We start from the raw sequence: 21,131 nt of genomic DNA, 5'->3' as shown, positions 1-21,131 counted from the left end.
TGACCTCCAACTTCGTGGGATTCCAATCCCGTAATGAGAATGGCATACCATGAATCCCATGTCAACGGGTTACCTCGAGTCGGGCCGGGCACGGCAGAAGAAGCGCACCCGCGATCAGCTGATCGCGGCCGCGCGGGAACTCATCATGACCGGCGAGACTCCGCGGATCGAGGATGTCGCGGAGGCCGCCGGGATCTCACGGACGACGGCCTACCGCTACTTCACTTCGCAGACCGAACTCCTCGCGGCCGCCTATCCGGAGACGACCCTGTCATCCGCGCTTCCCGACCCGCCGCCATCCGGCGTGGAGGAGCGCGTGGCGCTCGTCGCGGACTTCGTCATCGACCGAGTCCGGGAGACGGAATTGCAGCAGCGCGCGATGCTGCGCCTGTCGCTCGGCACGGTTGCGCATGAGCTGCCACTGAGACAAGGTCGCGTCATCCCGTGGTTCGTGGAGGCGCTCACACCGCTCGCCGAAGAACTCGGGAGCGAAAGCACGCGCCGGCTCGCCTTGGCGCTCCGCGCCGCATGCGGAATCGAGACGCGCGTATGGCTCACGGATGTGGCTGGCCTCGGGCCCGACGATGTCGGTGCCATCCAGCGCTGGATGGTCGACGCGCTCCTCGCGCACGCAGTCGAGACGCCACCACCGGCGTGAGCGTGCTGGTCCAGACCCTGCCACCCAGCTCCGGATGCGCCGCACGGGCGACCGTCGCCACGGCGATCACGTTGGTCGCCCTCGCGTTCGTACCGGGCATCGAGCGGCAGGGGGTGGACCTGGCGGGCTTGTCTGACCGTCCGATGGATGCGGGAGGAGTCATCCTGATCGCGGCGGCATGGGGCCGCTCGTGCGCTGAGGGCACTTCGCCTCAGATCGCGAGCGCGAGCGCCCCGTAGCCCATCGCGATCAGGAACGACAGCACGGCCAGGGCGATCGACACGGGCACCATCGTGTATCGCTCCGGCTTGCTGCGCGAGATCGCGTTCAGCGGGATGCCGAGCACGAAGTAGGAGAAGACCACCCACATCACGACTTCGGAGAACGGCTCAGGGAACACGTCGATCGCCCCGGCGCGATCCCATGCGATGACGGCGATCAGCGCATAGATCACGATCGACGCGGCGCTGCCGATGCGCAGGCCCACGGGAAGCACGCGGGTCCGGCCACCCCACGCGAAGCGCCCGAGAGGGGCGCCGAAGACGAGGGCGAGCTGGAACACGGCCAGACCGACGAGGATGACAGTGAGCGCGAGCGCGAAGGGCACGGGCCCCACCGTACTTGTCCGCTGCCGCGCGTCCTCGCGCGGCGGACCTTCGTCGGCAGTCCTGCGCGCGCGACTTCAGCTCTCGAGGTCCTCGGCGATCTGCTTGATCGCTGCCAGACGGCGATCCCACTCGGCGCCGACGCGGTCGAGACGATCGGCCGTCGCACTGAGCTGCGCACCGAGCACGCGGTAGGGCACTTCACGGCCCGTGCGAGTGGACTCGACGAGTCCCACCTCCTCGAGCACGGCGAGATGCTTTGCGATCGCCTGCCTCGTGACGGGCAGGCGCCCGGCGAGGGCGGACGCCGATGCGTCGCCCTCGCCGAGTGCCGCCAGGATGCTCCACCGCGTCTCGTCGCCGAGGGCGGCGAACACCGCGACGAGACTGCTCGTCATGAGCCGCCCTCGAGGTACGCGACGAGCTCGTCGAGCTCGGCATCCCATCCGCCACGGTTGCCCTCCATGCTGGAGCGCGGGTCGGCGAGGGTCTCGAAGCCGGACTCGACGACCGTCAGCCGGGTTCCGCCGTCGACGGGCTCGAGCGTGAACCGGAACACGGTCGAGCGCTCGGGGTCGATCGGGACCGCGTGCGAATTGTCGCTGCCCCAGCGGTAGGCGATGACGTGCGGCGGGTCGAGCTCCTCGATCCGCACCGGGAACGCGCCGTAGCCGTCGAAGATGAAGGTTCCGCTCGCGCCGACGGCGACCTCGTCGAGGACGGCCGCCTGCGGAAACCATCGGGCGATGTGCTCGGCCTCCGTGATCGCGGCCCAGACCTTCTCGGGCCGCGCGGCGATCGTGATGGTGCGGCGCACCGTGAACGCGTCGCCGTCGACGACCGCAGGATCGTTCGTGGTCATGCTCATGATTCTCGTCCTTCCGATAAGTTGCTGCAACCACAGGGTTGCACAGTCCGAAGATTGATGCAACCGCAGAGTTGCGTCACCACACATTCATCTCGAGCGGGAACCTGCGGCAGTCGCAGGGTCCACGCGAAGACGGCGGTTCTCGCGGGCAAGCGGCGCACACCCGGCGGGACCCGACATGACTGATGTCATGTCATCTCCGTGACGAAGGCCTCCGGAGGCGCTCGCCGCAGACGGCGAGGCTGGACCCATGCACACCGAAACGGACACCCTCGCCCCCCGCACCGTCGTCGCCGCCGACGACGTCATCGCGCTCGTCGACCTGCGCCGCCACTTCGGCGCAGGGGAGCACACCGTCAAGGCCGTCGACGGCGTCGACCTGCGCATCGGCCGCGGCGAGGTCGTCGCCCTCCTCGGCCCGAACGGCGCCGGCAAGACCACCACCCTCGACATGCTGCTCGGGCTCGCGGAGCCGAGCTCGGGAACGGTGGCTGTGCTCGGCGCGCCGCCGGCGAAGGCAGCTGCCGCCGGAGCGATCGGGGCGGTGCTGCAGACCGGCGGGCTGCTCTCCGACCTCACGGTCCGCGAGACCGTCGAGGTCATCGCGTCGCTGCACGGGCGTGACGCACTGTCCCGGGTTCCGGCGGTGCTCAGAAGAACCCAGCTCGACCACCTCGCCGGCCGGCGCATCTCGAAGTGCTCCGGCGGCGAGCAGCAGCGCGTCAAGTTCGCGCTGGCCCTCGTCGCCGACCCCGACATCCTCGTGCTCGACGAACCGACCGCCGGCATGGACGTCACCGCCCGGCGCCGCTTCTGGGACGTGATGCGCGCGGATGCCGATGCCGGCCGCACGATCCTGTTCGCCACCCACTACCTCGAAGAGGCCGAGCAGTTCGCCCGTCGCACGGTCGTGATGCACCGCGGGCGGATCGTGGCCGATGCCCCGACCGCCGAGCTGCGTGCCAGCCTCGGTGCGCGGGCGGTCGCCGCCACCCTGCCTGCATCCGGCGCGGCCGATCTCGTCCGCCGACTGACGGCGACCGGCGGCGTCGCCGACCTGCGCGTGGACGCCGGACGCATCAGCCTGCACACGACCGACTCGGATGCCGTGGCGTCGGCCCTGCTCCACGCGGGAGCACACGATCTGGAAGTCATGGCACCCACCCTCGAAACCGCCTTCACCACCCTCACGGAGGACTGACCCATGTCGAACCCGTCGATGATCTCGCCCACCATGCTGCGCGTGGAGGCCCTGCGGCAGATCCGCAACCCGTACACGCTCGCGTTCACCCTCGGCATGCCCGTCGCGATGTACCTGCTGTTCGGGGCGAGCATGGGCTACGGCTCGCTGCCGGCCGGCAACGGCAACGTCTCGTTCTACGTCATGGTGTCGATGGCCGCCTACGGCACGGCGGTGGCGATGAGCTCGATCGCGTCGCTGGCCGCGGTCGAGGCGAAGCAGGGCTGGGGCCGGCAGCTCGCGATGACACCCCTCACCACCGCGGGCTACGCAGCCACCAAGCTGGTGACCGCCGTCTCGTTCGCGGCGCTGGCCGTGGCCGCGGTGTTCGCCGCGGGCCTGGCGACCGGAGCAGAGGCCACCGATGCGTGGCGGTGGTTCGCCTCTGGGGGGATCATGCTCGGACTCGGGCTCATGTTCGGGCTCTATGGGCTGGGCGTGGGACTGTTCTTCAACTCCGATACGGCGGCGGCCTTGGCATCCATCTCGATGACCTTCTTCGCGTTCTTCGGCAACGTCTTCATGCCGCTGGACGGGGTGATGCTCGACATCGCCCGGTTCACCCCGCTGTACGGGTTCGTCGCGCTGAGCCGCTGGCCGCTCACCGAGGGGACGCTCACGACCGGGCAGACCGATCAGATGTGGGCGCTGCTGCTGAACGTGGCAGTCTGGCTGGTCGTGTTCGCGATGCTCGTCATCGTCGGTGTCAAGCGGTCGCGTGCGCGCCGATAGGGTCGAGGCCATGACCGATGACGCGGCATCGGATGCGGGCGAAGCGGCGATCGCTTCGCCCGTCGGCGCCCCGCCCGCGGCGTGGGCGCCACGCGGGAGCGGCAGCGGTCACCGCCGTGGCGCGGGATCGGCGTGGCAACGGTACGGCTGGGTCATGGCCGCCATCTGGATGGTCTTCCTGGGCTATCCCCTCGTGGCGCTGCTGCGCTCGGATGCCGCGATCGGATGGATCATCGCCGGCTGGGTCGGACTGGCAGCCTTCGTCGTGATCTACGTCGCCGGCTTCATCAACGGCATGTCCTACTCGGGAGGGGGACTGACGACCGCGCCCAAGCCGATCCAGTGGGTCGCGTTCGCGCTGATGATCGTGTGCGCCGTCGTGACGATCCCCGCCGTGGGCGGGAGCGCGTTGAGCTTCGTGCCCTTCATCATGTCGTTCGCGTCCTACGGGCTCACCCGGACGGCGCACTGGCTCACGCTGGCGGGCGCGATCATCGTCACCGCTGCGGTGGTGTTCCTCACACCCGGCGGCCTCACGTACCTCTCGATCCTCGCCATCGTCGCCCTTCTGGGCGTGGTCAACACAGTGTCCACCTGGCTCATCATCCGGTCGGCCGAGGCGGAGCGACTGGGGCTCGAGCTGGCCACGAGCGAGGGGCGCGAAGCGGTGGCGCGCGACGTGCACGACCTCGTCGGGCACACGCTGACGGTGGTGCGCATGAAGGCCCAGCTCGCGCGGCGCCTCATGGACAGCGATCCCGAGAGGGCGAAGGCGGAACTGGCTGACATCGAGGCGCTCACGGCCGACGCGATCGCCGGTGTGCGCGAGACCGTCGCCGGGGTGCGCAGCGCGAGTCTGGCCGAGCAGCTCGGAAGCTGCCGAGCGGCGCTGCAGGCGGCCGGCATCGTCGTGAGCGTCGAGGGCGAGGTCCAGGCGCTGTCGCCGGCGCAGTCGCTGACGGCGAGCTGGATCCTTCGCGAGGCGACGACGAACGTCTTGCGCCACGCCGCCGCTCGCACGGTGACGGTTCGCATCGCCCCCGGCAGCCTCGTGGTCATCGACGACGGCGTCGGAACAGCCGGCGCCGAGGGCAACGGAGTGCGCGGCATGCGGGAGCGGGCGACGACCGCCGGAGCGACGCTGACCGTCGCAGCAGGCACCGAGGGCGGCACGCGGGTGGAGGTGACCTGGTGACCGGGGCGGCCCAGCCGATCCGCCTCGTGATCGTCGACGATCAGGCGATGCTGCGCGGCGCCCTGTCCGCGCTGCTCGACCTCGAGCCCGACATGCAGGTCGTCGGCAGCGCGGGCGACGGCGACGAGGCGGTGCGGGTGGTGGCCGAGTCCGCTCCGGACGTGTGCCTGATGGACATCCAGATGCCCGGCACCGACGGCATCGAGGCGACCAAGGCCATGCGCGCGACGAGCCCCGGCACCCGCGTGCTGATCGTGACCACGTTTGCGCGGCCCGGCTACGTGCGGGCGGCGCTCGAGGCGGGAGCCAGCGGCTTCGTCGTCAAGGATGCGCCGGCCGAACAGCTCGCCGAAGCCGTGCGGCGCGTGCACGCGGGGCTGCGCGTGGTCGATTCCGCGCTCGCACAGGCGAGCCTGTTCGAGGGCGCCAACCCGCTCACCGATCGTGAGCGGCAGATCCTGCGGCTTGCCGCCGACGGGCGCAGTGCCGCGGCTATAGCCGCCGAGGTGTACCTGTCGGCCGGGACCGTGCGGAACAATCTGTCGTCGGCGATCGGCAAGGTGGGTGCCTCGAACCGTGCGCACGCGGTCAGGATCGCTCAGGACAAGGGCTGGATCTGACCCGCGAGCACCGTGGATCCGGGGCGCCGGTTCGGGTGTTCCAGAGGCACTCGCGAGAAGATGCCCTGTGACTTCTTCGACCAGACACCCGGCACGCCGCCGTCGCGCGATCGTGATCCTCGCGTTCGCGATCTACCTCGCACTGCTGGCCTGGGTGGTGCTGTGGAAGCTCGAGGTGCCATGGATCGGCGACGCCGCGGGCCTGGCCCGACCTCTCAAACTCGTGCCGTTCGTGCCGAGCGGGGACGCGGACGCGAACGCGCCGGCCGAGATGGTGATCAACCTCGTGCTCTTCGTGCCGTTCGGCCTGTTCGTCGGAACGCTCGCGCCGGCCTGGTCGTGGTGGAGGGCGGGCATGGCCGCGCTCGGCGCGAGCCTCGTGCTCGAGACGGTGCAGCACCTCATCTCGACGGGCAGCTTCGACACCACCGACCTCATCGTCAACACCGCGGGCGCACTCATCGGGTGGGTGGTGTTCGTCGCCGTACGTCGAGCGGCGGGTGAGCGCACCCCGCGCATCATGGCCCGCGTGTGCGTGATCGTCGCGGCACTCGCTCTCGTCGCCGCGGTCGCGTTCGTCGCGTCTCCCCTGAACTACGGTCCGCAACGAGACGTCGTCGTGGAGCGCACGACCTCGACGCACTAGCACCCGGCTGCCGGGGGATCATGCACCAGGCGACGGAGACCGCACCGTCGCGGACGGCCAGCTCGTAAGCTTCGAGTCGATCCCGTCCGCGCTCGACGCCGCCGACGCCTCGGTGCAGAGGGCATGACTCGACATCACCACACCACAGGTCCTCGAGGGAGGGCAACGAGATGAGACCACTGCGATACTCGATCAACGTCACGCTCGACGGCTGCTGCCATCACGAGGCCGGGCTCCCGCCGGACGAGGAGTCGATGCGCTACTGGACGGCCGAGATGGCGCGAGCCGATGCCCTGCTGTTCGGCCGGGTGACCTACGAGATGATGGAGTCGGCGTGGCGGCGGCCCGCAACGGGATCGTGGCCCGACTGGATGGACGAGTGGGAGATCCCGTTCGCCGAGACCATCGATCGGGCGAAGAAGTACGTCGTGTCGACCACGCTGCGCGGGGCCGATTGGAATGCCGAGCTCGTGCGGGGCGACGTGGGGCAAGCGGTTCGGATGCTCAAACAGGAGTCGGGCGAGGGCCTGTGGGTGGGCGGAGTCACGCTCCCCCTGGGGCTGGCGGACCTGGGACTGATCGACGAGTACGAGTTCCTCGTGCAGCCGGTGCTCGCCGGACACGGGCCGACGTTGCTCGCAGGGCTCCGCGAGCGCATCCAGCTCGAGCTCGTGGATCGCCACGAGTTCCGATCGGGTGCGGTCGCCCTGCGTTACCGGCCCACGCGGGCAACGGCCTGACGTGACGCGGACAGCGGATGGAAGTGCCGGCGACGCCGACTACGGCGCTATCGGCCGCGGGTACACGACCTACCGCCAACCCGACCCGCGGATCCTCGCTGCCGTGCTGAGCGCCTTCGGCGACGCGCAGACGATCGTGAACGTCGGTGCGGGCGCGGGGTCGTACGAGCCGGTCGATCGCGACGTGACCGCCGTCGAGCCGAGTGCGTCGATGCGTGCCCAGCGCCCGCCCATGCTCGCGCCGGCAGTGGACGCGACTGCCGAGGCCCTGCCGTTCCCGGACGGGACATTCGACGCCGCACTCGCATCCTTCACCGTCCACCAGTGGGCGGACCTCGAAGCGGGTCTGCGTGAGATGCGCCGGGTCACCAGAGGACGAGTCGTCATCCTCACGTGCGACCCGGACTCGCTGGATCGGTTCTGGCTCGCCCAATACGCCCCCGAGGTCGTCGCCACGGAAGCCGCCCGCTATCCGACGATCGCCCGGATCGCGGACGGTCTCGGCGGAAGGGTGGAGACCGTGCGCATCCCCATTCCGCTGGACTGCACGGATGGGTTCGGCGAGGCATACTACGGCCGCCCGGAAGCGCTCCTGGACCCCGGTGCTCGCCTCGCGAACTCGGCGTGGAGCTTCGTGGGCGAAGAGGTGGAGGACCGTTTCACGCGTGAGCTCGCCGACGACCTGGCGAACGGGATGTGGGACGCGCGTTGGGGGCACCTGCGTACGAGCCCGGAGTTCGACGGCTCCCTGAGGGTGGTCATCGGGCACCCGGGCAGCTGAGGGTCCGACGGTCGAACCCGCAGCTGGGTCAGCGGTGCGTGGGCGGCATCGGCGACGTGCCTGGCCCGCCGCACCTCCTGCCGGCGTCAGCCGATGAGCCGGCGGACGAGGTCCTCCCAGCCGCGGGCAAGTCGGTCCTCGAACGCCTGCTCGTTGCGCGCCCCGTCGTCGGGCGGGGTGTAGAGAAGCGGGGGGACGTCCAGTGCCGCCGTGAGCTGCATCGCGAGGATGTCGAGGTCGCCGCCGCCGATCCCCATATGGTGCAGCAGCATCCGCACGTGCCGCTGAGTCATCGTGGTCGGAGGACCGAAAGGGACGGTCGCGCGCCCGTCGAACGCGGCACGGGCGATGTCGCGGTTCTCCTGGAGGAATCGGAGGCGCGCGCGCCCGAAGGCGATGAGCCGGTCCAAGGGCTCGGCGCCCGGGCCGAGCGGTGGCGGGCCCGACTGCACACGCTCCTGGAAGTCTCGCTCGCCTTCGCCGAGCAGGGCCATGAAGATGCCCGACCGCGTCCCGAACCGGCGGAAGACCGTCCCCTTGCCGAGACCGGAACGCTCGGCAAGGGCGTCCATCGTGATCTTGTCGATGCCGACGTCGGTGAGCATCTCTCTCGCGGTCGCGATGAGCGCGATCCGGTTCCGGGCAGCATCGGCGCGCTCCGTGTTCATGGCGTTCCCCTCTCCGCGGTCATGACTCGCTCGGCTTTGCATCTCAGCATAACCGGGGTAACGTACGCTTTAGAAGCGGGGTAGAGTCCGCTTAGACTCCGAGAAACGAGAAGACGCATGTCCCAGTTCGATGTCCTGCCCGATGAGCGAACCATCGCCACGACCGTGACCGCCCTCGAGGCCCGCGGGTTCACGGTGGAGGTCGTGGACGATCTCGCAGCCGCGCGTGAGGCGGTGCTCGCCCGCATCCCGCACGGCGCCAGGGTGTGGAAGAACACGTCGATCACGCTCGACGAAGCCGGCATCTCGGCCGAGGTCGACGCACCAGGCGGGCCGTACGAGTCGGTGCGCCTGCAGATGACGGCTCAGAACTTCGCCAGTCGTCAGATGAAGGAGATCGCCGCAGCCCCGGACTACGCGCTCGGCAGCGTGCACGCCATCACGCAGGACGGCGAGCTCTTGATCGGGTCGGCATCCGGCAGCCAGTTCGCGACCGTGGCCTGGGGAGCCGACCGGGTCGTCCTGGTCGCGGGGCTGCACAAGGTCGTGCCGGACCTCGAAACCGCACGCCGACGGGTGCGCGAGCACAGCCTTCCGTTGGAGAACGTGCGGGCGCAGGAGGCCTACGGGCAGAACAGTCGCCTGGGCAAGACGCTCGAGATCTATGGAGAGATGCCCGGCCGCATCCACCTGGTCCTGATCCGTCAGGTCATCGGATACTGACCGGGTCGCGGACTCGGCAAGGGGCGAACGACGGACGTCGCAGTCCGGATCATCGCGGGAGACGTCGCCCCGCCACGGAGCGGGACCGCGCCATGACCACTCGGTGAGCCGTGTCGCCCGTCCTCAGAGGGCCGTGAACGACGGCGCCGAGGGAGAGTCGTACTCGCGCAGGACGAGCGACGTCGTGACCGGGCCGAATCGGGCGACGGCATCCACGATCGTCTCGAGGCGCCGGGCGTCGGCGACGTGCAGGTCGAGCAGGAAGCAGTCCTCACCGGTGAGCCGATAGATCCGGGTGATCTCCGCAACGGTGGAGAAGAGCTCGAGAGCAGGCGCGATGTTGGCCTGCGTCGTCCGCAGTCTCGCGACGGCATGGATCGTCAAACCGAGCGCGCCCGGGTCTACGTGGGCGGAGTAGCCGGTGATGACACCGTCCTGCTCGAGGCGACGGATGCGCGCGGACGCCGCCGGCTGCGACAGGTTCACGCGGCGGCCCACCTCCGCGCCTCCGAGGCGTCCTTCTCGTCGCAGGATCTGGAGGATCGCGCGGTCCGTCGCGTCGAGCGAACTCATCGCAGGTCGCTCTTCTTGCTTATGGATCATCAGCAAGCGGTTGCGGTGCTGCCAGATTGGAGTTCCATGTGTCCATGGAACCATACGTGGAGCATGCGGAGAAGAATGATTCAGAGGTCCGGTATCTCATGGTGCCGGGCATCGGCGGATCGGGTGCGGGGCACTGGCAGAGTCGGTGGCAGGCCGATCATCTCTCCCGCGCGGACCGCATCGCGCCCCTGTCGTGGGATGAGCCACGTCTCGACGATTGGCTGGACGCCATCGATCGATCGATGACGACCGATACCGTCATCGTGGCACACAGTCTCGGTTGCCTCGCGGTCGCCCGCTGGCTGCAGAGCGAGCGGGCGAAGGAGCGTCTCCCGCTCGGCGCGTTCCTCGTCGCCGCGCCTGATCGTGCAGCCCCCACGTTCCCGGCGGCCGCCGCCACCTTCACCGCGGTGGTCGCACCCCTGCCTGTGCCAGCGGTCGTGATCGGCTCGGTCAACGATCCGTATTGCACCCCCGCAGTCGCCGCAGAGCTCGCGGCGGGCTGGGGCGCGCGACTCGTCGACGTCGGACCGCAGGGACATCTCAACGAGGCAAGCGGCATCCAGGACTGGTCGGAAGGCAGACGTCTGCTCACCGCCTTCGTGGCGGGATGCCGCCGTCGAGCGCAGCGGGACGAATCCTGAGGGTCGGCCGACCGTGGCATCCCGCCACCCGGTGGGCGGGCGCGCCGTCGGCGCGCACCGCACGGGTCGCACGACGGTCGGTCCGTGCTGAGCGCCGGCCGTCGGCGCCCGGGACGACAATGGAACGTATGACGGCGCCGATCGCCGAGCTGACGCAGCTGCCCCCGGCCCAATACGTGATGTCGCCCGAGGGCCTGCGCATCGCCACGTACAGCTGGGGCGACGACGCCGCGCCCACCGTCCTGTGCGTGCACGGCTTCGCGTCGAGCACGCGCGACAACTGGGTCAGCACCGGCTGGGTGCGCGACCTGACCCGTGCGGGCTACCGCGTGCTCGCGCTCGACCAGCGCGGCCACGGCGCGAGCGACAAGCCCCACGATCCGCGTGACTACCGCCTTCGGGCGTTCGTGCGCGACGTCGAGACCGTGCTCGACACCTACCTCGTCGGTCGGGTCTTCTACGTCGGCTACTCGCTCGGCGCCCGCGTCGGGTGGCAGGTCGCGCTCGACCTCGGCGACCGCGTCGAGCGCGCGGTGCTCGGCGGCATCCCCGACGGCAAGCCGCTCACGAGACTGAAGATCGCCCAGGCGCGCGCGTACGCGGAACACGGGACGCCCGTGGAGGATGCCGACACCCGCAGCTATGTGAAGCTCGTCGAGCGCGTGCCGGGCAACGACATCCTGTCGCTCCTCGCGCTCGCAGACGGCATGCGGCTCGCCGACGAGGATCCCGACCCCGCGGACGCGCCGACGCAGCCGGTCCTGTTCGCGACCGGGACGGAGGACGCCATCATCGAAGGCTCCCGTGCGCTGGCGGCCGCGTGCCCGCAGGGCGCGTTCGTCGAGATCCCGGGCCGGCACCACTTCAACGCGCCGGGCTCGCGGCACTTCCGCGCGGCGGCGCTCGAGTTCCTCGCGGCACCGAGCTGAGCAGCGAGCGGGGTCAGCCCTCGCGCGTCACCGGCACGGGCCCGGCGGCTCCGAGCACGGCGTCGAGCACGCCGGGGAAGCGGGCGTCGAGGTCGTCGCGCCGCAGCGACAGTCGCCGGCCGCGACCGCTGGCCTCGCTGCGGATGACGCCGGCCTCGCGCAGCACCTTCATGAGGTGCGACTTCGTCGACTTGGGGATCGTCGGGTCGCTGAGGTGGCACGCGGCCATGTCGAGCGGTCCGTCGACGAGCTGCTGGGCGATCGCGAGCCGCTCGGGATCGCTCAGCGCGAAGAGGACGTCCGTGAGCGCGATCTCCGACCGCTCCGGGTGCGGGAGGTCTGTCGGACTGCTCATGGTTCGATAATAGTTGAACATTCTCGGGATGTCGCGTAACCTCTGACCGTTCGAAGAAGTTCGAACCATTTGAGGAGGCAACCATGACGGCACTCACATCCGCCACCGCGTCGACGACTCGCGGCGCGAGCTACGGGTTCGCTCTCGCGATCGTCAGCCTGACCGCGATGATGGCGGGAGCGAGCGCCCCCTCGCCGTTCTACCCCGTGCTCGCCGCCAGGATCGGCTTCGACGCCGCCGTCACGACGACGGTGTTCGCCGTCTACGCGCTCGCACTGCTGGCGACGCTGCTCACGGCGGGCTCGCTGTCCGACCACGTCGGACGCCGCCCCGTCGCAAGCGTCGGGCTCGTGCTCCTCGCAGCGAGTGTCTTCGTCTTCTGGAACGCGGACTCGACGACTCTGCTCGTCGTCGCGCGGCTTCTCCAGGGCGTCGCGAGCGGACTGCTGCTCTCGTCGGTCTCTGCGGCGATCGCCGATCTCGAGCCGGCGTCGAGGCCCGGGTCGGCCGCGGTGTGGAACGCTGTCGCGCCCATGGCGGGGCTCGCGCTGGGCGCACTCGTCGCGGGCGTGCTCCTGGATGCCGCGAGCGACGCGTTCGCCGACGTCTTCGCCCCGCTCACCGCGCTCTACCTCCTCCTGGCCGCTCTCGTCTGGCTCGCGCCCGAGACGGCTCCGCGTCGACCGGGCGCTCTCGCGTCGCTCCGCTTCCGGGTCGGCGTCCCGCGCGTGATGCGCCCGCAGTTCCTCCGCAGCGTCCCCGCGATCTTCGCGGGCTGGGCGACCGGCGGCCTGTTCCTCTCGCTCGGGGCGACCATCGTGCACACCGAGCTCGGCGGTGTCGCGCACGTGTGGCAGGGGCTGTCGGTCGGGCTCCTCGCGGGTTCCGGGTCGCTCGCCGCCTTCCTCATCCGCCGTCGGTCGGCCCGGACCATCACGATCTACGGCACGACCGCACTCGCCGTCGGCACGGTGCTCATGCTCATCGCCCTGGCGGCGGGCTCTCTCCCCGGCTACCTCGCTGCGGTCGTCGTCGCCGGCTCGGGGTTCGGCACGGCGTTCTTCGGGGTGGTCCGCTCGCTCGCGCCGCACATCCCCGCCGACCAGCGCGCCGACGTCTTCGCCGTCCTCTTCCTCGTGTCCTACGTCGCGTTCGGGCTGCCTGCCGTGATCGCGGGGGTGCTCGTGCAGATCGTGGGGCTCGGCCCGGTGGTGTACGGCTACGGTGCTGTCGTCGTGGTCCTCGCGGGGACCGCCGCCGTCCTGCGCGCGCGTCAGGCCTGAAAAGACCCTGGGGGCGGAGGGGCCGGATTGCGCAAGAACTGCCCCCGGGGCATCCCCGTGACGAGAATGCCGAATCGATACGATTGCAGGGTGGTGCCAACGGAGACACCCGTCTGACAACGCTCGATCTCGTCCGAGAGCACTCATGACCACGTCCCTCACCACGGGCGCGCCCTGGCGCGTCATCCTCGTCTTCGCAGTTCCGCTGCTCATCGGAAACGTCGTGCAGCAGCTGTACCAGTTCGCGGATGCGATCGTGGTGGGTCGCCACCTGGGCGTCGACGCGCTTGCCGCCGTCGGCGCGACGGGCAGCCTCCTCTTCCTCCTGCTCGGGTTCGCGTGGGGCATGACCTCGGGATTCGCGATCCCGACGGCGCAGGCGTTCGGGGCTCGCGATCACGCGGCCGTGCGCCGCTCCGTGGGGGCCGGCTCGCTGCTGACGGGGGCCATGAGCGTCCTGCTCACGATCGTCGCGCCGCTGCTGGCCGGACCCGCCCTGGCCCTCCTGCAGACACCCGAACGGCTGATCGGCCAGGCGACGACGTTCGCGCAGGTGAGCTTCCTCGGGGCGTCCGCCGTCATGTTCTTCAACTATCTCGCCGCGATCATCCGCGCGATCGGCGACTCCCGCACGCCGCTCGTCTTCCTGACGCTGTCGTGCCTGCTCAACATCGGGCTCGTCATCCTGATCGTCGGCGTCCTGGACTGGGGCGTGGGCGGCGCAGCGCTCGCGACCGTCGTCTCGCAGGCGGCCTCGGTGCTGCTGTGCCTGGAGTACGTGCGCCGACGCGTGCCCGTGCTGCACCTTCGCCGCGCCGACTGGCGGGTGACGCGCGCCGACCTCGCGGAGCACCTGCGTCTCGGCCTGCCGATGGGCTTCCAGGCGTCGATCATCGCGATCGGCACGCTGTCGGTGCAGGTGCGGCTCAACTCGCTCGGTCCCGACGCCGTCGCGGCGTACACGACGGCGGCGCGCGTCGACGGTCTCGCCGTCGCCCTCCTGCAGTCGCTCGGCCTCGCCGTCTCGATGTTCGTGGCGCAGAACCTCGGCGGTCGACGCCCCGATCGCATCCGCCGCGGCGTCGTGCAGGGCACGTGGATCGCGATCGCCGCGTCCCTGCTGCTGGGCGCGCTGCTCATCGCCTTCGGCAGCTCGCTCGTACGGCTCTTCGTCGGCACGGGGTCGGACGGCGTCGTCGGCATGGCCCACCAGATGCTCATCGTCAACGGGTCGCTGTACTGGATGCTCGGCATCCTGTTCGTGGTCCGCGGTGCCCTGCAGGGACTCGGGCACGCGCTCATCCCGACGGTCACGGGAATCGTCGAGCTCGTCATGCGCGTGGGCGCCGCGATCGTCCTCGGCGGCGTCATCGGCTACGCCGGTGTCATCTGGGGCAATCCGCTCGCGTGGATCGGGGCCGTCGTCATCCTCGTGCCCGCGTACATCCGCGCGCACAGGGAGCTCGCGAGGATGCGGGTCGCCCCCGAGTTCGCGACGCCGACCACCCCCATCGCCGTCATCGGCCCGACCGACGGCTCGATGGTCGTCGACGCCATCGTGACCCAGCCGATCCCGATCGTGCCGGAGCAGGTCGACCGCCGCGAGAAGAGACGCGGACTGCGGTCCACGCGTCGCCGCGAGCCCCGCACGCCGCGCCGGCTGCGGCTGCGCCGCCGCACGGAGTAGCCCCGCACGCCGCGCCGGCTGCGCCGCCGCACCGAGTAGCCCCGCACCGCTCGAGCGCACGACCGCTCGACCGCTAGACCGCTCGACGCTGATCGACGAGGGTGGTTCGCTCGAAGGCGGAATAGATGCGCAGTCATGTATGTTGCACCGGCCATGCAGAGCAGAGGTGTCGAGGCCCGTCCACGGACGATCGACGTGCGTCTCGCGAACGAGGCATGGGAGGCGCTCTTTCGCGCATCGACGACGATCGTGCGCGAGCTGAAGGCCGGCGACGTGTGGGAGGACCTGCTCGAGAACGAGTACAGCGTGCTCTACCCGCTGTCGACGGCGCCTGACGGCCTGCGCATGACCGACCTCGCCGGCGACGTGCTCATCACGCAGCCCGGCCTGTCGCGGCTCATCCGGCGCATGGAGGAGCGCGGACTCGTGTGCCGTGAGGAAGACCCCGACGACGGACGGGCGAGCCGCATCCGGCTCACCGAGGAGGGCGCGGCGGTGCAGCACCGCGTGGGCGCGGCCCACGCCCGTCACGTCGCGGCCGAGATGACGTCGAGGCTCGATCGCGAACAGCTGACCGAGCTGCGCGACGTCTGCCGGCGCATGCTCATGACCGCCCCGGCATCCGTCGTCGCAGACGACTGACCCCACGAAAGGACAGCTCGAATGACTCAGAGGATCGGCTACATCGTCGGCTCGCTCTCGAAGGCCTCCATCAACCGCAGGCTCGCGAGAGCGCTCGTCCGGCTCGCTCCGGCAGACGTAGAGTTCGTCGAGATCCCCATCGGCGACCTCCCGCTCTACAACCGCGACTTCGACGCCGACTATCCGCAGGTCGCGAGGGACTTCAAGACGGCGCTTGCCGACGTCGACGGCGTCGTGATCGTGACGCCGGAGTACAGCCGCTCGATCCCGGGCGCGCTCAAGAACGCGCTCGACTGGGCGGCACGGCCCTGGGGGCAGAACTCGTTCGCCCGCAAGCCGACCGCCGTGATCGGCACATCCGGCGGCGGGATCGCGACGGCGGCCGCGCAGCAGCATCTCAAGGCGATCCTGCTGCACCTCGACGCGATCGTGCTGGGCCAGCCAGAGGGATACATCCAGTCGACGCCGGGCCTGATCACCGACGACGGCGAAGTGACGAACGAGTCGACGAGCGAGTTCCTCGCCGGCTACGTCAAGGCGTTCAGCGACCTGATCGCCCGCGTGCAGGCAGCCCGCGACGCGACGGCGACACGATGACGGAAGAGACCATGAGCCTCGACCCCGCCCGCTTCGAGATCGGGCTCGACTCGTTCGGCGAGAACGCCCTCGACGGCGATCGCGTCATGACGGATGCCGAGACCGTGCGTCTGCTCGTCGAGGAGGCTCAGCTCGCCGAGTCCGTCGGCCTCGACGTCTTCAGCGTCGGCGAGCACTACCGCGACGGGCACAACGACTCCGCCGCTCCCGTCATCCTCGCCGCGGCCGCGCAGGCGACGAGCACGATCGGCCTCGGCACGTCGGTCACGGTGCTCTCGACGCAGGATCCCGTCCGGCTCTATCAGGAGTTCGCGACGGTCGACGCGCTCTCGAACGGGCGCACGCAGCTCGTGCTCGGACGGGCCTCCGCGATCGAGTCGTTCCCGCTGTTCGGCTACGACATCGCCGAGTACGAAGAGCTCTTCGAGGAGAAGCTCGACCTGTTCATGCGTCTGCAGCGCGAGGATGCCGTCACGTGGTCGGGCAGGCACCGCAGCGCCCTGACCGAGACCCGTCTGCACCCGCGGATGCCCGAGGGCGGCATCCCGACGTGGATCGGGATCGGCGGAAGCCCGGACTCCGTCGTCCGTGCCGCCCGCTACGGCCTGCCGCTCATGATGGCGATCATCGGCGGGCGTCCCGAGCGGTTCGCCGGCCACGCCGAGCTCTACCTGCGTGCGCTGCAGCAGTTCGGGCATGCCGAGCTGCCCATCGGCCAGCACTCGATCGGGATGGTCGCCGACACCGACGACGAGGCGCGGGAGCTGTACTGGGGCTACTGGGCGCCCGTCTTCCATCAGGCGAGCCTCGAGCGCGGATTCCCCGCGCCCACGCCGGAGCGCTACCGGCAGGAGGTCGAGACGGGATCGCTCTTCGTCGGCTCGCCCGAGACGATCGCGCGGAAGATCGCCTTCGTGGCGCGGGCCAACCACGTGAGCCGCTTCGACCTCAAGTACGACCTCATGCACATGCCGCGCGCGGTGCGCGAGCGCAGCATCCGGCTCCTCGGCGATGAGGTCGCACCGCGCGTGCGGGAGCTGCTCGCGGCGGACGGCGACGCGCGAGGGCAGTCGGGACTGCCGCCAGCGCGCATCACGGCGGACGGGAAGGCCGTCCACGCATGAAGCCCGTCCTCGGAATGCTCGGCGCCGGCAAGCTCGGCATCGTCCTGGCGCGGCTCGCCGTGACCGCGGGATACCCGGTGCTCATCGCGGGGTCGGGCGATCCGAAGCGCATCGCGCTGACGATCGACGTGCTCGCACCGGGGGCACAGGCGACGACGGCTCAGGATGCCGCGACTCGCGCCGACGTCGTGATCCTCGCGCTTCCGCTCGGCAAGTACCGCTCGGTCCCCTCCGACGCCCTCGCGGGCAAGCTCGTGATCGACGCCATGAACTACTGGTGGGAGGTCGACGGGCTGCGCGGGGAGTTCGCCGACCCGCTCGTCTCGAGCAGCGAGCTCGTCCGGGACTTCCTGCCGGCGTCTCATGTCGTCAAGGCGTTCAACCACATGGGCTATCACGACCTCGAGGACGAAGCGCGTCCGCCCGGCGCCCCCGGGCGCAAGGCGATCGGCATCGCAGGCGACCGCGAGGACGACCTCGAGGCCGTCGCCGCCGTCGTCGACGACCTCGGGTTCGATCCCGTCGTGGTCGGCGCGCTCGCAGACGGCATGCGGCTCGAGCCGGGCACGGAGCCGTTCGGCGCCGATGTCGACGTGGCCGAGCTGCGCGCGATGGTCGAGCGCTTCCCCGACTCGCAGCGAGGCCGGCGCCGGGCCGCCGCGCTCGCAGCCAAGACCTCGCAACAGCAATAGACAGGAGAACCCGATGCTGATCGCCCTCTGGATCGTCAACGCTCTGCTCGCCCTCGTGAACCTCGCGGCGGGCGGCATGAAGCTCGCCCGCCCGAAGGCGGCGCTCGCCCGGCTCGGGCAGGGCTGGGTCGACGACTTCGCGGCTCCGGCCGTCAAGCTCATCGGCACGGCCGAGGTCCTGGGGGCGCTCGGCCTCGTGCTGCCGCTCGCCACGGGCATCGCGCCGATCCTCACGCCGATCGCGGCGATCGGCATCGCGGTTCTCCAGAGCGGCGCGATCGCGACGCACGCGCGCCGCAACGAGCCGTGGATCGTCAACATCGTGATCGTCGCACTCGCGATCGTGAGCGCGGTGCTCGGGTTCCTCGTCGTGCTGGGCTGAGCCGCCGGCTCCGCGCCGGCTCCGCGCCGGCTCCGCGCCGGCTCCGCCCCGCTCGGCGCCCTCGTCACTCCGGCGGCGGCGGAGCGAAGTGGGGGATCGCGACGGGCTTGTGCCCGCCATCGCGCGTGCGAGGCGCAGCCGCGGCATCCGCACTGCCCTCCACCGGCCCGCCCTCGACTCGCCCGCCGTCCTGCGGATCGTCCTGTGAATCGGCACCACGGGATGCGCGGACGCTCGCCGGCTTGTGGAAGCGGCGACCCGTGACCGCGGTCGGAGCCAGGCGGATGAAGTCGTGCTTGCCGGTCGGGCTCCAGGAGACGAGGTCGAGCACCCCGGACTCGTGGATCTCGTCGTCGGCGTCCAGCCGCTGCACGGAGCCCCTCACGACGACGCTCCACCGCTGAGCGGCGCTCTCGCCATCCACCTCGAACGCGGCCTCCGGGTGCTCGACGATGTCCAGAAGCTTCGAGCCGGGGGCTGAGCGGAGGTAGATGCATCCGCTGTGGACGAGGAAGTTCATGGGGAAGACATCCGGTGCACCGTCGAGCCCCTTGAGTGCGAGTCGTCCGAGTCGGGCACGCTCCAGCAGACGCCAGCACTCGGCGGTGTTGAGCTTCTCGATCAGCGTGTCCTCGCGCGGATCGGGCCGCACGCGGTGGGCGGTGGCGATCTCGTACGGATTGCGCGGTGCGGCGTTCATGTCACACCGCGGCCCATCCGCCGTCGACCGGCAGGATCGCTCCCGAGACGTCGGAGGCGTCGTCGCTCAGCAGCCAGGCGATCGCCGCGGCCACCTGCTCGGGTCGCGCGACAGCCGGGACGTTGGTCTGCAGGAACGGGCCCAGCCTCTGCTGCGCCCACTCCGAGCGGAACGGCGCTTCGATGTTCGTCGCGACGGGCCCGGGCGAGACGGCGTTGCAGCGGACGCCCTTCGGCGTGTAGAAGAATGCCGTGCTGAGCGTGAACCCGTTGACGGCGTGCTTGGAGGTCGTATAGGCCGTGCCTGCAGCCGACGCACGCTGCCCGGCCTCGGAGCTCACGTTGACGATCGACCCGGCGCCGCGGGCGATCATGCCGGGCAGCACGGCCCGCGTGAGCCGCATCGTCGCGGTGAGGTTGACCGCGAGCACGCGATCCCAGACGTCGTCGGTCAGCTCCGCCGTCGGCAGGAATCCGTCCATGATCCCCGCCACGTTCGCGAGCCCGTCGACTCGCTCGCCCGCGGCCGCGATCGCGGCGTCGCTCGTGGCCGAGAGCGCCAGATCGCCTGCGACGCACGTCACGGCGTCGCCGAACTCTGCCTTGACGGCATCCAACCGGTCTGCGGAGATGTCGACCGCGACGACCGTGCCCCCCTCGGAGGCGACCCGTTCGACCGTGGCTCGCCCGATTCCCGATCCGGCGCCCGTGACGATGATCGTGCGCCGCTCGAACCGGCGCTCCGTGCTGTCCATGACATGTCCCTTCGTCGCCTGGCGGCAGTCCACGCCCGCGGCGGGCCAGGCGGCAGAGGCGAAGGTCCCGCCGTCGCTGTATGGTCAGTGTGTGCTGACCATTGCTTCCCGCATCGACGTCATGAACAGGCTCGGTCGCGCCATGGCCGACCCGTCGCGGTCGCGGATCCTGCTGGAGCTGCTGGACGGCCCCGGATATCCCGCAGAGCTCGCGCACGGGCTCGACCTCACCCGCACGAACGTGTCGAACCACCTCGCGTGCCTGCGCGGCTGCGGCCTCATCGTCGCCGTTCCCGAGGGGCGGCGGACCAGATACGAGATCGCCGACCCGCACCTGACGCTCGGCATCCGCACCCTGATGGACGCCGTCGTCGCCGTCGACGAGGGCGCGGAGTGCGTCGACTCCTCATGCGAGTGCTGCGCATGATCGCCGTGGAGGACCGGATGCCGCTCCCGCTCGCCTGCGCGCCGGCAGCGGTGGACGAGCTCGCCGTCCCCGCATCCGTGGAGGCCGCAGCATGACGACGGTCGCGACCGATCCCGTCCGCATCGGGGTGCTTCGCCGACGCATCCGCTGGATCGTCGCCTTCACGATCGCATACAACGTGGTCGAAGGGATCATCGCCCTCATCGCGGGCGGCTCCGCGTCGTCTGCGGCGCTCGTCGGGTTCGGCCTCGACTCGCTCGTCGAGGTGCTCTCGGCCGCCGCCGTGGCGTGGCAGTTCGCGTCGCCCGACCCCGAGTCCCGCGAGCGCGCGGCCCTCCGTGTCATCGCCGTCGCGTTCTTCGCGCTCGCCGTCTACGTGAGCGTCGACGCCGCGCTGTCACTCCTCGGCGTGCGCGAACCCGAGCACAGCCCCGTCGGGATCGTGCTCGCCGCCGTCAGTCTTGCCGTGATGCCCTTCGTGAGCTGGCTGGAGCGGCGCGCGGGGCGCGAGCTCGGCTCGGCCTCCGCCGTCGCGGACTCGACGCAGACGCTCCTCTGCGCGTACCTCTCCGCCGCCGTCCTGCTCGGCCTCCTCGCCAACTCCCTCCTCGGCTGGGTGTGGGCGGACTCGATCGCGGCCTTCGTGATCGCCGGCTTCGCGGTCAGGGAGGGGCTCGAGGCATGGCGCGGCGACGCATGCACGACCCCGGTCGGCGTGCTGACGGGCGAGATCGACGACCACGACCACGACTGACGCAGCCTTTCGTGCATGCGGTCCTGCGCGGTGGCGGACGTCGCGCCCGCACGTCGTACCCGCCGTCGCGTGATCCGCTCGG

Annotated in this window: 28 protein-coding genes; 20 read left to right on the top strand and 8 right to left on the bottom strand. The window is 70.5% G+C overall.

Going from position 1 to position 21,131, the window contains the following annotated elements; all coding sequences use genetic code 11:
• Positions 1–58 precede the first annotated feature (58 nt).
• The gene (locus FHS08_RS05985; RefSeq protein ID WP_243847234.1) at positions 59–658 is read left to right on the top strand and encodes a TetR/AcrR family transcriptional regulator; all 600 of its coding nucleotides are present in this window, start codon (positions 59–61) and stop codon (positions 656–658) included.
• Between the two features lie 211 nt (positions 659–869).
• Here the strand turns inward: FHS08_RS05985 and FHS08_RS05980 are convergent, their stop codons facing one another.
• The 3 genes from FHS08_RS05980 to FHS08_RS05970 all read right to left on the bottom strand — a co-directional run bounded on the left by FHS08_RS05980 (position 870) and on the right by FHS08_RS05970 (position 2,125).
• Entirely contained in the window at positions 870–1,265 is a 396-nt protein-coding gene (locus FHS08_RS05980) for a hypothetical protein (protein WP_167036640.1), read from the bottom strand.
• Positions 1,266–1,340: 75 nt separating this feature from the next.
• On the bottom strand, positions 1,341–1,661 hold the full coding sequence (locus FHS08_RS05975) for an ArsR/SmtB family transcription factor (protein ID WP_167036637.1): 321 nt from the start codon (positions 1,659–1,661) through the stop codon (positions 1,341–1,343).
• Positions 1,658–2,125: an SRPBCC family protein gene (locus FHS08_RS05970; RefSeq protein ID WP_243847233.1), complete on the bottom strand. Its 468-nt coding sequence runs from the start codon at positions 2,123–2,125 to the stop codon at positions 1,658–1,660. The genes FHS08_RS05975 and FHS08_RS05970 overlap by 4 nt, the downstream gene beginning before the upstream one ends.
• Positions 2,126–2,381: 256 nt before the next feature.
• On the opposite strand from FHS08_RS05970, the gene FHS08_RS05965 reads away from it, so the two are divergent.
• From FHS08_RS05965 to FHS08_RS05935, 7 genes are all read left to right on the top strand, one after another.
• The gene (locus FHS08_RS05965) at positions 2,382–3,332 is read left to right on the top strand and encodes an ABC transporter ATP-binding protein (protein ID WP_167036632.1); all 951 of its coding nucleotides are present in this window, start codon (positions 2,382–2,384) and stop codon (positions 3,330–3,332) included.
• A gap of 3 nt (positions 3,333–3,335) precedes the next feature.
• Positions 3,336–4,103 (top strand): ABC transporter permease, encoded by a 768-nt coding sequence (locus tag FHS08_RS05960; protein WP_170283228.1) that lies wholly within the window; start codon positions 3,336–3,338, stop codon positions 4,101–4,103.
• A 10-nt stretch (positions 4,104–4,113) separates the two neighbouring features.
• On the top strand, positions 4,114–5,298 hold the full coding sequence (locus FHS08_RS05955; protein WP_167036629.1) for a sensor histidine kinase: 1,185 nt from the start codon (positions 4,114–4,116) through the stop codon (positions 5,296–5,298).
• Positions 5,295–5,918: a response regulator gene (locus FHS08_RS05950; RefSeq protein ID WP_167036626.1), complete on the top strand. Its 624-nt coding sequence runs from the start codon at positions 5,295–5,297 to the stop codon at positions 5,916–5,918. The genes FHS08_RS05955 and FHS08_RS05950 overlap by 4 nt, the downstream gene beginning before the upstream one ends.
• A 67-nt stretch (positions 5,919–5,985) precedes the next feature.
• On the top strand, positions 5,986–6,564 hold the full coding sequence (locus FHS08_RS05945) for a VanZ family protein (protein ID WP_167036623.1): 579 nt from the start codon (positions 5,986–5,988) through the stop codon (positions 6,562–6,564).
• Positions 6,565–6,734: 170 nt separating this feature from the next.
• A complete protein-coding gene (locus tag FHS08_RS05940; RefSeq protein ID WP_167036620.1) occupies positions 6,735–7,304 on the top strand; it encodes a dihydrofolate reductase family protein in 570 nt (189 codons plus the stop codon).
• A 1-nt stretch (position 7,305) separates the two neighbouring features.
• On the top strand, positions 7,306–8,085 hold the full coding sequence (locus tag FHS08_RS05935; protein ID WP_167036617.1) for a methyltransferase domain-containing protein: 780 nt from the start codon (positions 7,306–7,308) through the stop codon (positions 8,083–8,085).
• An 86-nt stretch (positions 8,086–8,171) separates the two neighbouring features.
• Here the strand turns inward: FHS08_RS05935 and FHS08_RS05930 are convergent, their stop codons facing one another.
• Entirely contained in the window at positions 8,172–8,753 is a 582-nt protein-coding gene (locus FHS08_RS05930; RefSeq protein WP_167036614.1) for a TetR/AcrR family transcriptional regulator, read from the bottom strand.
• Between the two features lie 117 nt (positions 8,754–8,870).
• Between FHS08_RS05930 and FHS08_RS05925 the strand changes: the two genes are divergently transcribed.
• Entirely contained in the window at positions 8,871–9,476 is a 606-nt protein-coding gene (locus FHS08_RS05925) for an LUD domain-containing protein (RefSeq protein ID WP_167036611.1), read from the top strand.
• Positions 9,477–9,599: 123 nt separating this feature from the next.
• On the opposite strand, the gene FHS08_RS05920 is transcribed toward FHS08_RS05925, so the two are convergent.
• Positions 9,600–10,049 carry an Lrp/AsnC family transcriptional regulator gene (locus FHS08_RS05920; protein WP_167036608.1) on the bottom strand — a complete coding sequence of 150 codons (450 nt, stop codon included), beginning with the start codon at positions 10,047–10,049 and terminating at the stop codon, positions 9,600–9,602.
• Between the two features lie 56 nt (positions 10,050–10,105).
• Here FHS08_RS05920 and FHS08_RS05915 point away from each other — a divergent pair, with 56 nt between their 5' ends.
• Both FHS08_RS05915 and FHS08_RS05910 read left to right on the top strand, forming a co-directional pair.
• Positions 10,106–10,723: an RBBP9/YdeN family alpha/beta hydrolase gene (locus tag FHS08_RS05915; protein WP_243847232.1), complete on the top strand. Its 618-nt coding sequence runs from the start codon at positions 10,106–10,108 to the stop codon at positions 10,721–10,723.
• Between the two features lie 128 nt (positions 10,724–10,851).
• On the top strand, positions 10,852–11,652 hold the full coding sequence (locus FHS08_RS05910; protein ID WP_167036605.1) for an alpha/beta fold hydrolase: 801 nt from the start codon (positions 10,852–10,854) through the stop codon (positions 11,650–11,652).
• Positions 11,653–11,665: 13 nt separating this feature from the next.
• Here FHS08_RS05910 and FHS08_RS05905 read toward each other — a convergent pair whose 3' ends face one another.
• Positions 11,666–12,007 carry an ArsR/SmtB family transcription factor gene (locus tag FHS08_RS05905; protein WP_167036602.1) on the bottom strand — a complete coding sequence of 114 codons (342 nt, stop codon included), beginning with the start codon at positions 12,005–12,007 and terminating at the stop codon, positions 11,666–11,668.
• An 83-nt stretch (positions 12,008–12,090) separates the two neighbouring features.
• On the opposite strand from FHS08_RS05905, the gene FHS08_RS05900 reads away from it, so the two are divergent.
• The 7 genes from FHS08_RS05900 to FHS08_RS05870 all read left to right on the top strand — a co-directional run bounded on the left by FHS08_RS05900 (position 12,091) and on the right by FHS08_RS05870 (position 18,414).
• Positions 12,091–13,290 (top strand): MFS transporter, encoded by a 1,200-nt coding sequence (locus FHS08_RS05900; RefSeq protein ID WP_167036599.1) that lies wholly within the window; start codon positions 12,091–12,093, stop codon positions 13,288–13,290.
• Between the two features lie 145 nt (positions 13,291–13,435).
• Positions 13,436–14,977 carry an MATE family efflux transporter gene (locus FHS08_RS05895; protein ID WP_167036595.1) on the top strand — a complete coding sequence of 514 codons (1,542 nt, stop codon included), beginning with the start codon at positions 13,436–13,438 and terminating at the stop codon, positions 14,975–14,977.
• Between the two features lie 153 nt (positions 14,978–15,130).
• Complete coding sequence (locus tag FHS08_RS05890) at positions 15,131–15,619, top strand: MarR family winged helix-turn-helix transcriptional regulator (protein ID WP_167036591.1); 489 nt, start codon at positions 15,131–15,133, stop codon at positions 15,617–15,619.
• Positions 15,620–15,640: 21 nt separating this feature from the next.
• Complete coding sequence (locus tag FHS08_RS05885) at positions 15,641–16,216, top strand: NADPH-dependent FMN reductase (RefSeq protein ID WP_167036588.1); 576 nt, start codon at positions 15,641–15,643, stop codon at positions 16,214–16,216.
• Positions 16,213–17,340 (top strand): LLM class flavin-dependent oxidoreductase, encoded by a 1,128-nt coding sequence (locus FHS08_RS05880; protein ID WP_243847231.1) that lies wholly within the window; start codon positions 16,213–16,215, stop codon positions 17,338–17,340. The genes FHS08_RS05885 and FHS08_RS05880 overlap by 4 nt, the downstream gene beginning before the upstream one ends.
• Entirely contained in the window at positions 17,337–18,032 is a 696-nt protein-coding gene (locus tag FHS08_RS05875) for an NADPH-dependent F420 reductase (protein ID WP_167036585.1), read from the top strand. Before FHS08_RS05880 ends, FHS08_RS05875 begins: the two co-directional genes overlap by 4 nt.
• Before the next feature lie 13 nt (positions 18,033–18,045).
• Complete coding sequence (locus FHS08_RS05870) at positions 18,046–18,414, top strand: DoxX family protein (RefSeq protein WP_167036582.1); 369 nt, start codon at positions 18,046–18,048, stop codon at positions 18,412–18,414.
• 64 nt (positions 18,415–18,478) lie between these two features.
• Here FHS08_RS05870 and FHS08_RS05865 read toward each other — a convergent pair whose 3' ends face one another.
• Together FHS08_RS05865 and FHS08_RS05860 are read right to left on the bottom strand one after the other, a co-directional pair.
• Positions 18,479–19,114: a pyridoxamine 5'-phosphate oxidase family protein gene (locus tag FHS08_RS05865; protein ID WP_167036579.1), complete on the bottom strand. Its 636-nt coding sequence runs from the start codon at positions 19,112–19,114 to the stop codon at positions 18,479–18,481.
• 1 nt (position 19,115) lies between these two features.
• Positions 19,116–19,868: an SDR family NAD(P)-dependent oxidoreductase gene (locus FHS08_RS05860; RefSeq protein ID WP_167036576.1), complete on the bottom strand. Its 753-nt coding sequence runs from the start codon at positions 19,866–19,868 to the stop codon at positions 19,116–19,118.
• Positions 19,869–19,959: 91 nt separating this feature from the next.
• Between FHS08_RS05860 and cmtR the strand changes: the two genes are divergently transcribed.
• Both cmtR and FHS08_RS05850 read left to right on the top strand, forming a co-directional pair.
• A complete protein-coding gene (gene cmtR, locus FHS08_RS05855; protein ID WP_167036573.1) occupies positions 19,960–20,295 on the top strand; it encodes a Cd(II)/Pb(II)-sensing metalloregulatory transcriptional regulator CmtR in 336 nt (111 codons plus the stop codon).
• Positions 20,296–20,386: 91 nt separating this feature from the next.
• On the top strand, positions 20,387–21,049 hold the full coding sequence (locus tag FHS08_RS05850; protein ID WP_167036570.1) for a cation efflux transmembrane domain-containing protein: 663 nt from the start codon (positions 20,387–20,389) through the stop codon (positions 21,047–21,049).
• The last annotated feature ends 82 nt before the right edge of the window (positions 21,050–21,131 follow it).

Origin of the sequence: Microbacterium ulmi (genome assembly GCF_011759705.1) — a bacterium.
Classification (GTDB): domain Bacteria; phylum Actinomycetota; class Actinomycetes; order Actinomycetales; family Microbacteriaceae; genus Microbacterium; species Microbacterium ulmi.
This window is presented reverse-complemented; position numbering and strand designations above follow the sequence as displayed.